The 12362-nt window shown below is 37.7% G+C and carries 12 protein-coding genes; 2 read left to right on the forward strand and 10 right to left on the reverse strand.

The window, feature by feature from the left end:
• Window positions 1-118 precede the first annotated feature (118 nt).
• On the forward strand, window positions 119-1255 hold the full coding sequence (locus tag FI644_RS05935; RefSeq protein ID WP_142108155.1) for a PP2C family protein-serine/threonine phosphatase: 1137 nt from the start codon (window positions 119-121) through the stop codon (window positions 1253-1255).
• A 61-nt stretch (window positions 1256-1316) separates the two neighbouring features.
• Here the strand turns inward: FI644_RS05935 and mnhG are convergent, their stop codons facing one another.
• From mnhG to FI644_RS05970, 7 genes are read right to left on the reverse strand one after another with little or no spacing between them, the layout of a single operon-like run.
• On the reverse strand, window positions 1317-1664 hold the full coding sequence (gene mnhG, locus FI644_RS05940; protein WP_172797686.1) for a monovalent cation/H(+) antiporter subunit G: 348 nt from the start codon (window positions 1662-1664) through the stop codon (window positions 1317-1319).
• A complete protein-coding gene (locus tag FI644_RS05945) occupies window positions 1654-1938 on the reverse strand; it encodes a Na(+)/H(+) antiporter subunit F1 (protein ID WP_053479185.1) in 285 nt (94 codons plus the stop codon). Before FI644_RS05945 ends, mnhG begins: the two co-directional genes overlap by 11 nt.
• Window positions 1938-2414 (reverse strand): Na+/H+ antiporter subunit E, encoded by a 477-nt coding sequence (locus tag FI644_RS05950; protein ID WP_053479186.1) that lies wholly within the window; start codon window positions 2412-2414, stop codon window positions 1938-1940. Before FI644_RS05950 ends, FI644_RS05945 begins: the two co-directional genes overlap by 1 nt.
• A gap of 43 nt (window positions 2415-2457) precedes the next feature.
• The gene (locus FI644_RS05955) at window positions 2458-3951 is read right to left on the reverse strand and encodes a Na+/H+ antiporter subunit D (RefSeq protein WP_142108156.1); all 1494 of its coding nucleotides are present in this window, start codon (window positions 3949-3951) and stop codon (window positions 2458-2460) included.
• On the reverse strand, window positions 3944-4282 hold the full coding sequence (locus FI644_RS05960; protein ID WP_053479188.1) for a Na(+)/H(+) antiporter subunit C: 339 nt from the start codon (window positions 4280-4282) through the stop codon (window positions 3944-3946). Before FI644_RS05960 ends, FI644_RS05955 begins: the two co-directional genes overlap by 8 nt.
• Window position 4283: 1 nt before the next feature.
• On the reverse strand, window positions 4284-4706 hold the full coding sequence (locus FI644_RS05965; RefSeq protein ID WP_053479189.1) for a Na(+)/H(+) antiporter subunit B: 423 nt from the start codon (window positions 4704-4706) through the stop codon (window positions 4284-4286).
• Entirely contained in the window at window positions 4703-7108 is a 2406-nt protein-coding gene (locus tag FI644_RS05970; RefSeq protein ID WP_053479190.1) for a Na+/H+ antiporter subunit A, read from the reverse strand. The genes FI644_RS05965 and FI644_RS05970 overlap by 4 nt, the downstream gene beginning before the upstream one ends.
• 151 nt (window positions 7109-7259) lie before the next feature.
• Here FI644_RS05970 and FI644_RS05975 point away from each other — a divergent pair, with 151 nt between their 5' ends.
• Window positions 7260-7949 carry a universal stress protein gene (locus tag FI644_RS05975; protein ID WP_053479191.1) on the forward strand — a complete coding sequence of 230 codons (690 nt, stop codon included), beginning with the start codon at window positions 7260-7262 and terminating at the stop codon, window positions 7947-7949.
• A gap of 55 nt (window positions 7950-8004) precedes the next feature.
• On the opposite strand, the gene FI644_RS05980 is transcribed toward FI644_RS05975, so the two are convergent.
• The 3 genes from FI644_RS05980 to FI644_RS05990 form a co-directional block, all read right to left on the reverse strand.
• Entirely contained in the window at window positions 8005-8568 is a 564-nt protein-coding gene (locus tag FI644_RS05980; RefSeq protein ID WP_053479192.1) for a tyrosine-type recombinase/integrase, read from the reverse strand.
• A 119-nt stretch (window positions 8569-8687) separates the two neighbouring features.
• Complete coding sequence (locus FI644_RS05985) at window positions 8688-9527, reverse strand: CheR family methyltransferase (protein WP_053479193.1); 840 nt, start codon at window positions 9525-9527, stop codon at window positions 8688-8690.
• 46 nt (window positions 9528-9573) lie between these two features.
• Window positions 9574-12360 (reverse strand): response regulator, encoded by a 2787-nt coding sequence (locus tag FI644_RS05990; protein ID WP_142108157.1) that lies wholly within the window; start codon window positions 12358-12360, stop codon window positions 9574-9576.
• Window positions 12361-12362 lie beyond the last annotated feature (2 nt).

The raw sequence follows: 12362 nt of genomic DNA on the forward strand, positions 1-12362 counted from the left end.
CGGATTGTTTTTAAGCGTATCCCTAACGGGTCTATGTCATTTTAAAATATAATAATAGTATCTAAATCAACCGTATTTTTACATTTCATACAGGAAATTGAGAAAGGAAGCAGAACTCATGGGGATTTTAATAGTAGATGACAATCAATCAAACTTGTTTGTTATTGAAAATATTCTAAAACGTGCTGGATATGAGAATTATCTTTCACTCACATCCGCAAAAGAATTGTTTGCTTACTTCCAACAAGAGTCGCCATTGCCGATAAAGGCAGACATTATATTAATGGATATTATGATGCCTGAAATGGACGGCATTGAAGCCTGTAGACGCCTTCAACAAATGCCGTATTTAAAAGATATACCTGTCATTTTTGTATCTGCACTTGAAGATTCTAACAAAGTAGTAGAAGCACTTGATGCCGGCGGAATTGATTATGTAATGAAACCAATTAATAAAACTGAGCTTCTAGCCAGAATTCGAGTGGCATTAAGATTGAAATATGAAAAGGATTGGCATATCGAACGGGATGAGAAAATTAGAAATGAGCTTGATCTTTCCATGCAAGTACAGACCAGCCTTTTAAGTGAGACTGTACATAAAGAGAATCTGTTATTAACAGCTTCCTATTTACCTGCATATAAGCTTGCAGGTGATATGTATTATTGGCAAAAGCTTGATGAGAACCGTTACGCTGCCATCCAGCTTGATATGATGGGGCATGGGATATCTGCCTCCCTCGTGTGCATGTTTATTTCATCCGTTCTAAGGGATGCGATCACATCAGGTTCAGATCCAGAATATGTCATGAAGGAGCTTAATCGGTGGATGAATTCGCTGAATCGCCGCAATCAGCAAATCCCTTACTATTTCACAGCCATCTATCTTGTTCTAGATACAAAGAAAAAGTGCATTGAATATGTGAATGCCGGCCATCCAACTGGATTTGCCTTAATAGACAACAAGGAGATAACAGAACTTGCAAGCAATACATGTGCTGTAGGATTTTTCGAGGATATCCAAATAAGTAAATCCGTTATTACCTATACTGACTCTGTTCAGCTTCTGCTTTGCACTGATGGTGTAGAAGAATCCATTGAAAAATACGAAGAGAATGGATATGAGTTTCTTAAGGAAAAAGCGGCAGCTTATTGGACCGAAGCCGAAAACAAGCAGCCTATAGATTATCTATTATCCAGAAAACAGCAAGCAAATGCAGAAGATGATATGTGTGTTGTATTAATTCAAGCAAAATAAAAAAGAAGCAAATAATCTGTTGGATTATTTGCTTCTTTTTTCAGGAATATTGCTTCCTTATTTAAGAGTCAGTTCTTCTTATATATTCCTTCAAATCATCTTGAATACTTTCTTTTGCAAGTTCAACATGTGAACGGTAGGCTGCTCGATTTAACAAATGAGCGACAACCGGTGAAGTTAAGAACACAAAAAAAATACCAAGTATTAATCTGATACTCACATATCCCTCTGTTAGCAAAAAGTAAAGAAAAGTCCCAAATAATATACAAAGCACCCCTATACTCGTGCTCTTTGACGCCGCATGGGCACGAGTATATACATCAGGAAGACGGATTAAACCAATTGCACTTAGAAAACTAAATGCTGTTCCAATAAAAATTAAAATGGAGACAATGATTTCACTCAACATGTTTGCGCTCAATGACAACACCCCTTTCGATATATCTCGCAAAGGCGATAGTGCCAACAAAGGAAAGAATGCCTAATAAAAGAATGATATCTAAAAATGCATGTGTATGAAGAAGGATTGAAAGAATAGCCACCCCAGCTAGAAGGTTAATCCCAATATTATCTAATGCCATCACCCGATCAGGCTTAGAAGGGCCTTTTACGACACGATAGAGAGCAGCGATAATGGAAAGCGTGACAAAAAATAAACATCCCATTAAAAATAGTTTGAACATTATCGGGTTACCTCCTTTATGGCTTTCTCATATTTTATTTTCGATTGTATTACAGCATGTTCAGATTCTGGTAAGTTCAACCCATGAATATAAAAAATCCTATTGTTTTGAGAAACCTCCATCACAACCGAACCGGGAGTCAAAGTGAGAAGAAGAGCTAGAAGGGTTATTTCCATATCTCCTTCTAATTCCGTTTCTAACTTAAATATCCCTGGTGTTACATTAATTTTAGGTCCAATCACTTGACGAATCACATAGATACTTGACGAAACCGACTCACTAATAAACAAGAAAAACAAACTTAATATGGAAACAAAACGTTTCAAGTAAAAGGAAGCGGGGAAAAAACGTCTCATACTAAACAAAACAAGAATACCTACTAAATAACCGCCAATGAAGGACAAGATGCTCCATTCATCTTGAAAAAACATCCACAAAAATGCGATAAATAGGTTAATTAAAACTTGAATGGGCAATGGTACCCCCTCCTTTCCTTGATCATCAGAAAACTATCAACTATTAACGAATGGGATCCTCGCCAATAACTGCCTCTATATACATAATCGGATTCAGCATGCTTTCCGTCGCTATTTGTACATATTCATGGATTCCCTCTGCTCCTAATCCAAGTGCAATTGTCAAGGCCGTGAGACAGCCGATCGGCAGCATGGTACTCACGTTCGTCGTTCCCTTCTCCATGTCCTTACTTATATACGTTTCTCCCCAAAAGCTATTCATAAAGATTTTCATAATCGAATAAAGAACCATTAAACTCGTAATTAGTCCAATTGCCCCAAGCCAGTAGGATCCTGTTTCAAATGTCCCTCGTGTAATGAACACCTTCCCTAAGAAACCGCTAAGCGGCGGAATGCCAGCAAGTGAAAGCGCAGCAACAAAGAACATCCAGCCCAAATAGGGATGATTGCGTATAAGCCCGCTAATTTCCTTTAGCTTACTTGTTCCAGTGAGATGAATAATCATCCCTCCTAATAGGAAAATAAGTGCTTTAATAAGCATGTCATGGATAAGATAATAAATGGCCCCCATCATTCCCATGGATGTGAAAGAAGCAAGACCAGCAATAATGAAACCAACCCCAACGATGACATTATAGGTTAATATTTTCTTTATATCCCAATAAGCAACAGCACCAATTGCTCCGAGCACCATCGTTATTGCCCCCAGAATGCCAATCACTAAATGTGTGATTTCCGGTTCATGATAAAACACGAGTGTAAACAGGCGGAAAATCGCATAAATCCCTACCTTTGTCAGTAAGGCAGCAAAAATAGCAGCGACTGCTGTTGGCGGTGCACTATAGGAACCAGGAAGCCAAAAGAATAAGAAAAGAGCCGCTTTCATGCTAAACACGATTAAAAACAAAAAGGCAACCGTTGTCATGAGACCGTCTTGTCCTGCCTCAGCTACACGCAAGGAAAGATGTGCTAAATTCAAGGTACCTGTTATTGCATATAAATAGGCAATAGCAAGTAGGAATAAAGAGGATGAAATGACATTGATTAAAATGTACTTGATTGACTCCCTAAGCTGGAGCTTCGTACCTCCTAAAGAAATAAGGACATACGATGAAATGAGCATGACTTCAAAACAGACAAATAAATTGAACAAGTCGCCTGTCAAAAATGACCCGCACACACCCGAAATCAGAAATAAAAACATGGGATAGAAATAATGTTCTTCCCTTTCCCTGCCAATCGATGAAAAGGCAAAGATCAAGCAGAAAAGCGCCACAATACTTGTCGTAAGGAGAAGGATAGCAGAAAACATATCAGCAACAATCGTTATGCCATATGGTGCTTCCCAGCCTCCTGCCTGAAGCGTTTGTATTCCTTCATTTCTTATTTGGTTCATTAATGATATAGACACACCACCAACTGCAAGAATGGCAAAAATACTTAACAGCCGCTGTAAACGAATATTTTTTCTAAAGATGACCATAATTAGCCCTGCTATGACAGGAATAATCATTGGCAGGATGACAGTATTATTCATCTTCCATTCCCCTTAATTTATCCATATTATCAGTCCCTAATGTTTTATACGTGCGGTAGCTAAGCACTAGGAAGAGTGCTGTAACTGCGAAATTTATCACGATTGCCGTTAAAATAAGTGCCTGTGGCAATGAATCTGTAAATGTAGTGTCATGCTGGCCTAACAATGGCGGACCGCCTGTCTTTAAACCGCCCATTGTAAGAATAAGCAAATTAACACCATGACTAATAATGGATGTTCCTAAAATGATTCGGAGCAAACTCTTCGTCAAAATTAAATAGGTCCCTATTGTAAAAAGGACTCCAATAAGAATAGACATCGATGTTTCCATTTTATCCATCCTCACTTATGCTTAAGATAATTGTTACTGCTGTTCCAATAACCGCTAGGGCAACGCCAACGTCAAATAGAACGGCAGTTGCAAGTTCTGTTTTCCCAAAGATAGGAAGATTAAAATAACCGAAAGCTTGATTCAAAAAGGGTTTATCAAACAATAAAGAACTCGCTCCGGTAAAGATTGCAATTAATACACCAAAGGCTGCTACTTTTTTAAAATCAACGGGGATATTCCTTCTTACCGTTTCAATATCAAAGGTTAAATAGAGAAGAACTAACCCTGAGGCTACACTAAGCCCACCGATAAATCCCCCGCCAGGATTATGATGGCCTCCGAAAAAAAGGTAAATGGAAAACGTCAATATAATAAAGACCGCTACCTTTGTTACTGAATGTAAAATGACATCGTTCGGTTTCATTTCTTCTCCTTCCCAGCTAATTGAAGCTTTATTAGTGTGTAAACGCCTAATCCTGCTATACAAAGCACCAGAATTTCTAGCATGGTATCTAAGCCACGGAAGTCAACAAGTATGGCATTAACGATATTTTTCGCACCGGCAAGTGTATAGGAATCTTCAAAGTAACTTGAAATCGATTCAAAAAGCCGATGATTATTCGCTGATAATGCAATTAAAGTAACGACTGTTCCTACTCCCAGCGATACAAGCAAATTGGTTAATTTAAACGGAATACTGCTTCTTTCCTTGCGCAGCTCTGGTAAATGATAGAAGCATAATAGGAATAACGCTGCTGTCACTGTTTCAACAACTAACTGTGTTAATGCTAAATCTGGTGCACGGAAAATGACAAAGAATAGGGAGACAAGATATCCTAGTGCACCGACAGCGATAATCGCCGTAAATCTAGATTTAGAAAAAAGCACAGTGAGAGCAGCAATAAGCATCGCGAGAATTACCCCGCCTTCATATAAGTGAATGGGTGCATTATTTGATAGATCAAACGAGAGATCGTTTGATAACCAAAGTGACCATCCAAGTAAAAAGATCATAAACGTAAAAATATAAACCAAATAATCTCGGACAAAGCCGGTCATATATTGTTTTGTCAATATCAGCGAGATTCTTTCCATACCTGCAAGTGAATGATTATATATTCCATTTAACGTTAGTGCTTGAGGGAAATAACCATAAAGCGGGGACCACTTTTTTAAAGAACGATACATAAGTACACCAAAACCAATAACACCCAATGTCATAAATAACTCGGTACTCCATCCATGCCAAGGGGTAATCTTCACCTCAATCCCGCCTGTTCCAGCAAATTGCGGGAGAACGGCAGTCAAAGCAGGCTGCAGTAAATGATCTGAAACGATATTAGGGAAAAAGAATATAACAATGACTAAACAGCTAAGAATGATTGGTGGGATCAGCATGCCAATTGGAGCTTCATGTGCTTCCTTATCCAGTCGTTCCGGACGGTGTTTTCCCATAAATGTTTTAAATACGAGAATCATGCAATAAATAAATGTAAAAACACTCGCTACCCATGCAATGATCGGAAATAACAAACTGAGGCTCTTCATCCCGAACACCGGTGATTCGAAAACAGTCAGGACACCTGTAAAAAACATTTCTTTGCTTAAAAAACCATTAAAAGGCGGAAGTCCTGCCATCGCAAAGCTTCCTATGATTGTTAATGTAAATGATATTGGCATCAAGCTCATCAACCCGCCTAATTTCCGAATATCACGCGTACCTGTTTCATGGTCGATAATGCCAACAATCATAAACAAGCTCCCTTTAAAGGTGGAGTGGTTAATTAAGTGAAATAGTGCAGCTAATACAGCAAAGGCATATACTGTTGACTCATCTCCATATCCAAAATATAAAGATGCCGAACCGATCCCAAGAAGGCTCATGATTAACCCTAATTGACTTATTGTCGAGTAAGCTAATAACCCTTTTAAATCCTTTTGATTAACAGCATTAACCGAGCCATACATTAATGTAATTAATCCAATGCATGATACAATCCAAAACCACTCAGATGTTCCCCCAAATACAGGAGTAAATCGGGCTACTAAGTAAATGCCTGCCTTGACCATCGTTGCAGAATGTAAATAGGCACTTATAGGGGTAGGTGCTTCCATCGCATCTGGCAGCCATATACTGAATGGGAATTGAGCAGATTTCGTAAATGCCCCTAAAAGAATAAGAATCATTGCAGGAAGAAATAAAGGATGCTCTGTTATTCGATTCACATGTCCGAACATTTCACGTATGCTATATGTGTCCGCCATCATTGAAAGCATAATCATTCCTGCTAGCATAGCAAGACCGCCAAAGATGGTAATTAACATCGACTTTTGGGCACCATTTCGAGAATTCTTCCGCTGGTACCAGTAGGCGATTAATAAGAATGATGAAATGCTGGTTAATTCCCAAAACACATATAAAACTAAAATATTATCTGAAATGACAAGTCCAAGCATTGCCCCCATGAATAACAGCATATAGACATAGAAGTTATGAAGCGCTTCTCTTTCCTTTGACATATAGTAAATCGAATACAAAACAACTAGCGCCCCTACACCAGTAATTAATAAACCAAAAATAAGGCTTAGACCATCGATATATGCGGTATAATTTATTCCTAATGATGGCATCCACTGAAGGTCTAAGCGGAGCGTTTCCCCCTTTGAAATAGAAGGAATATACTTTAATAAATATAGAAATACTGCAAGTGGAGCAGCGAGCACAAACCATCCAGTATGTACTTTTCCTGAAAACCATTTATAAACAAATGGGACAAAGATAGCAAAAATAAATGGGATGAATATCATAAGATGTAACCAGGACATCAAATTCCCCCTCCTGACGTTGAGTCTAAAAAGAAATGTATTTTGTTAAATTACCTGTGGTTGATATTGACTGAAACGAGCGCATAAGCTATAGTCATACATAGTCTAACCGTGCCACCTAAATTTCATCTAACTTTGAGGTGAGTATTAAATGAAGAAATTCAAAGGGCGTATGGACGAAAGCATCCTCGTCTGCGTCTATTATGGGCCAAATGGTGAACGTCTCATTCAGCGTGGTTGTAATATAGCACATATGCTAGATTGTCCACTATATATCCTAACCGTTGATCGTTTGCCTTTTGATGAGCTGGATGCAGAAAAATCAGATTATATCACGAGATGGAAACAGCTAGCTGAGCAACATAATGCAGAGGAATTTATCCTAAAAGATAATGAAAAACGGCCGATTTCAAAAGTGATTGCAGAAATCGCAAGAGAAAAGAAAATAACTCAAATTATTTTAGGCCAGACAGCTCAGAGCCGATGGGAGCAAATTGCTAAGGGGTCCATTATTAACTCATTATTACGTGAAATTCCTTTCGTAGATTTACATCTCATTTCCGTTTCTCGTGCACTAAGAGACCATGAGGGGCAATTCGAAAAAGGGGTCCGTGCGTATCTGACGAGAGAAGGAGAAGTCTATCGTTTAAGTTTCAACTATACGAAAGATGTTGAATTTGAAGGAATATTCTTTAAGGACCATGGCACAGATTTTAATAATGGTGTATTTAAATTTATGAGAGATAAAGAAACACTGCAAGTAAATGTAACAGAAGACATCGTGAAGGAACTAAAGCATGTTCGAATGATTGAACCGCTGGACATAGATGATGAAGATTAATCATATGTGCTCTTCCACTTACACATTCGTAAGAGGAAGAGCCTTTTTATTGTATTTATAAGTTCACATCTACTTTTATTAACTGCTTTTCGTTCTTCTCAATTCCTATATAACGTAATGTTTCTGCTGGAGTATGATGATTATAGATCGCCATTAATATTGAAATAGCAATGCCCTTACGGTAAGCGTGATAGCCAAAGGTTTTTCTCAGCGTGTGTGTACCTATTTTCCCGCTAATCCCCACTTCTTTTGCAGCTTGATTAATAATTCGATAAGCCTGCTGACGTGTGATAGGCAGGTTATTTTTTTTAGATTTAAAAAGGTAATCACAATCTTGTAACTTTGAGTTTGCTAAATACTTATCTAAAGCCATTTTTACTTGATTATTAATGTAAAAGCCCTTCTTTTCTTCGCTTTTTTCATCACTTATATAAAGGAATTCTTTCGCGCAGGTCCCATCCCAAACATCACAAACTTTTAGGGACAGTAAGTCATGTACTCTAATCCCAGTATTAATTCCTAATACAAATAACAATAGATCCCTTGATGACTGGTTTCGTAAATTCTTTTTTATGGCAAGAATTTTATTTATGTCTCTTATAGGATCGACATATTCCACCGTTATTCCTCCTACAGGTTAATGTTACATAATATTATTTTATCAAAAGCTAAGTAACATTACAATTACCATGAATGGAACAAAAAAAAATAGAGCATAATGAAACGCTCTATTTTTCCTTATCTAATTGCAACATATTTTAGTTCTTTTTTTTGGAAGATCTTTTCTTTCATATTAAAGTCTTCAAAAAAATTCGCTTCTGTGCGAATCGATTCCTTACTTCCTAATCCGAGAAATCCATTCGCACTTAAACTTTCATTAAATAAATCAAGGACATGTGACTGCAGTTTAACATTAAAATAGATTAAGACATTCCGGCAGATGATAACATGAAATTCATTAAATGAGCGATCAGTCACTAAATTATGTTGGGCGAAAACAACCTTTTCCAGCAAATTAGGGTTTAAATAGGCATACTCACAATCAGCTGTATAGTATTCTGAAAAGGATTGCTTTCCCCCAGCTAGCATGTAGTTTTTGGTATATGTCTGCATTTTTTGAAGTGGAATGATTCCTTGTTCTGCTTTTGAAAGGACTTTTTCATTCATGTCCGTTGCATAAATTTTTGCTCGGTCTCTAAGCCCTTCCTCCTCCAATAAAATAGCCATGGAAAAGACTTCCTCCCCAGTAGAACAGCCCGCATGCCATATACGGATTTCTGGCAGCTCCTTTAAATAAGGAACGACCTCCTTGCGCAAGGCATTAAAGAAGGACGGATCCCTAAACATCTCAGTCACATTGATCGAGAAATCACCCAATATTTTATTCAAATATGCTTCATCATGAATGACCCTTTCTGTCAGACTAGCAATATTTGACAGTCTCTCTTGATTTAAACGGTTTTGAACTCTTCTCATAATAGAAGATTTCATATATTGTCTGAAATCATAGCCTGAAAGCCGAAATATGGCTAATAAAAGCAATTCAAGCTCTAATTCTTCCTTATTTATTCTTGGCATTCTTAAGCATCACTTCTCCATAAAAATCGTTTCCTTTAATACAGTGCTATGACAGCCACACCCTCATCACAGATAATAGCTGTTCGAGGTTCAACGGCTTACTGATGTAATCAGAAGCACCTGATTCAATGCACTTGCGGCGATCACTTTTCATTGCTTTTGCGGTTAAAGCGATGATTGGTACCTCCTGATGTATCTCCATTCCACGAATGCGTTTCATAGTTTCATACCCATCCATGATTGGCATCATAATATCCATTAACACGATGTCAATTTTGTTTGCTTCTTCTATTATTTTTAAACATTCCATTCCATTTTCAGCCGTTTTGACATTCATCCCCTCCTTTTCGAGAGCATTTTTAGCCGCAAAAATATTACGATGGTCATCATCAACAACAAGGACTGTTTTTCCTTTTAAAACAGTTGAATTCTCATCAAAAGATTCCACTGATTCCACTGGCTGGTAATCCATCATTTGTTCAGTAAGCAGTTCATCTGCTATGGCAGAGGCAGCCTCCTCTTTCACTTTATTTTCCTCTATTGCTGACAGCCCTTCCGGCAAGCTAGGGATAAGTAAAGTGAAGCTGCTTCCTGCCCCTTCTTTGCTTTGTACTTTACATACCCCGCCTAGAAGCTGAGCAAACTCTTTTGTGATAGATAATCCAAGCCCTGTACCCCCATATTTTCTCATGGTGGCTCCATCCACTTGCTGGAAAGCTTCGAAAATTTCCTCATGTTTCTCTTCTGGAATACCAATTCCAGTATCAGAAACAACTACTTTTAGCCATGTATCTGCCTCTTTTCCAAGAGATAATTCAAGATATTCTTGCCTTTTTGCTTCTTCTACTGAAACAGAAACAGAGCCTTTCTCAGTAAATTTAAAGGCATTTGAAAGCAGATTTTTAATAATTTGCTGTAAGCGCTGTTCATCTGTAAAAACAGAATGTGGTGCATTATCGATTACATTGACAGTAAAATCAAGATTTTTTTGCTTAGCGAATGGCATGAAGTGACGATTTATTCGTTCGGCAAATTCGTTAATGTTCACCTCTTCAAAATGAATATCAAGTTTCCCTACCTCAACCTTTGACAGATCCAATATATCATTAATTAAATTTAGCAGGTCCTGACCCGATGAATGGATGACCTTGGCAAATTCAATCTGCTCTTCGTTCAAGCCATGCTCTGGATCTTCTGTCATCATTTCAGAAAGTAATAAAATGCTATTTAATGGTGTCCGAAGCTCATGGGACATATTTGCTAGAAACTCAGATTTATATTTCGAACTTTGCAGAAGTTCACGTGCCTTTTCTTCTAAACTCTCCTTTGCTGCTTGAAGTTCTTCTGATTTAAGCTCAGCATCCTTCGTTCGCTCTTCTAATTGCTCATTGATCATGCGCAGTTCCTCTGCTTGTGTCTGCATTTCCTCTGATTGTGATTGTAATTCCTCTGATTGAGTTTGCAGCTCCTCCGATTGCATTTGCAATTCTTCTGTCTTTGCCTGTGACTCTTGAAGCAGACAGGCAATCTCCATTCTTCCAAGAATATTTGTTATTGCTATCCCAAGGGTTCCAAGCACTTCTTCCAATAGCTTTACCTGTGTAGATGTAAAGGCTTGTAAGCTAGCTAGTTCAATAACAGCTAACACCTCATCCTTTAGCAATATAGGTGCCATTAATATACTTTTTGGTTTGATTGTCCCCAGCCCTGTTGAAATCACCTGATAATCGTCAGGGACCTCATTTAAGAAAAATACTTTTCCATCAATTGCACACTGCCCAACAAGTCCTTCTCCTTCGAAAAAATAGTCTCTTCCTGCCTGGTTATTCACATCTGCTGCATAGGAAGCAATTTTACGGAAAATAGGCTTTTTCCCTTCTTCCTTCAAATAAAAACCACCAAGTTTCGCTTCAAGCACATCCGCTAATTTGTTTATTAATTCTTCTGCAAGCCCTTCAATTGTTACATGATGACTATAAAGATGAACAATGCTAGACGAATGAGTCGTTACCCAGTTTTGTTCAGTAATCTCCAATGTATACTGCATTTCCTTTGCACTATAAGTTTCCAACGAAGCTGCCATTGAATTAAATGCGGACGCAATTTCACCTATTTCATCTTTTGTATTTACATCTAACCTCGGGATCCTTGTTAAATTTGTAAAATCGATTTTCTTTATTCCTTTTGTTATCGAATGAATATTTCTGCTTGTGCTTCTAATTAACCAAAGAGTCACTATAATGATTAATATAAGTGCAACTGCAACAGCAGAGATGAGTACAATCACGAGCGTACTATATGTATTTGTGGCATTTTTCAATGATTCTTCCATTAACGATTCTTGATAATCTTTAAACTGGTCTAAATGAGACAATAGCTCATCCCGATTTTCTCGTTCATTATCATACAAAGACTTAAGATTATTAGTTTCCCCATTCTTTAACTCTATAAGGAATTGCTTCTCCATCTCATAATACGAACGATAGGCTGATTCAATTGTGTCTACATTCCTTTTTCCTTTTTTAGTATTTACTGATTCCTGAATATCCATGAGTCTCGATTGAATACTAGCGTGGTTAGTTTTCAAAGACTCGGAAAAAATAGGAGTATCAATTTCTTCATTATCTACAACAATTCTTAGAAGCTGACGATCGGCTTGATCAAATAATTGCCTAATTTCCGTTACCTGCTTCACTTTAAAATATCGGTCTTGGACAATTTCTATCATATTCGATCTCATCAAATTGGCCATGAATAGGATCACAAACATTAATAGAACCATACAAAAGACCGTTAAGCCCAATGCAAGAAATTGCTTCTTTTTAAAGCTCACTT

The sequence above is a fragment of the Cytobacillus solani genome (genome assembly GCF_006704205.1).
GTDB classification, from domain to species: domain Bacteria; phylum Bacillota; class Bacilli; order Bacillales; family Cytobacillaceae; genus Cytobacillus; species Cytobacillus solani.

Bases quoted from the DNA above. Each gene is read 5' to 3' on its own strand.
- FI644_RS05955 (WP_142108156.1), bottom strand. From the start codon at position 3,951: ATGAATAATACTGTCATCCTGCCAATGATTATTCCTGTCATAGCAGGG.
- FI644_RS05975 (WP_053479191.1), top strand. From the start codon at position 7,260: ATGAAGAAATTCAAAGGGCGTATGGACGAAAGCATCCTCGTCTGCGTC.
- mnhG (WP_172797686.1), bottom strand. From the start codon at position 1,664: ATGTTGAGTGAAATCATTGTCTCCATTTTAATTTTTATTGGAACAGCA.
- FI644_RS05960 (WP_053479188.1), bottom strand. From the start codon at position 4,282: ATGGAAACATCGATGTCTATTCTTATTGGAGTCCTTTTTACAATAGGG.
- FI644_RS05945 (WP_053479185.1), bottom strand. From the start codon at position 1,938: ATGTTCAAACTATTTTTAATGGGATGTTTATTTTTTGTCACGCTTTCC.
- FI644_RS05985 (WP_053479193.1), bottom strand. From the start codon at position 9,527: ATGCCAAGAATAAATAAGGAAGAATTAGAGCTTGAATTGCTTTTATTA.
- FI644_RS05965 (WP_053479189.1), bottom strand. From the start codon at position 4,706: ATGAAACCGAACGATGTCATTTTACATTCAGTAACAAAGGTAGCGGTC.
- FI644_RS05970 (WP_053479190.1), bottom strand. From the start codon at position 7,108: ATGTCCTGGTTACATCTTATGATATTCATCCCATTTATTTTTGCTATC.
- FI644_RS05935 (WP_142108155.1), top strand. From the start codon at position 119: ATGGGGATTTTAATAGTAGATGACAATCAATCAAACTTGTTTGTTATT.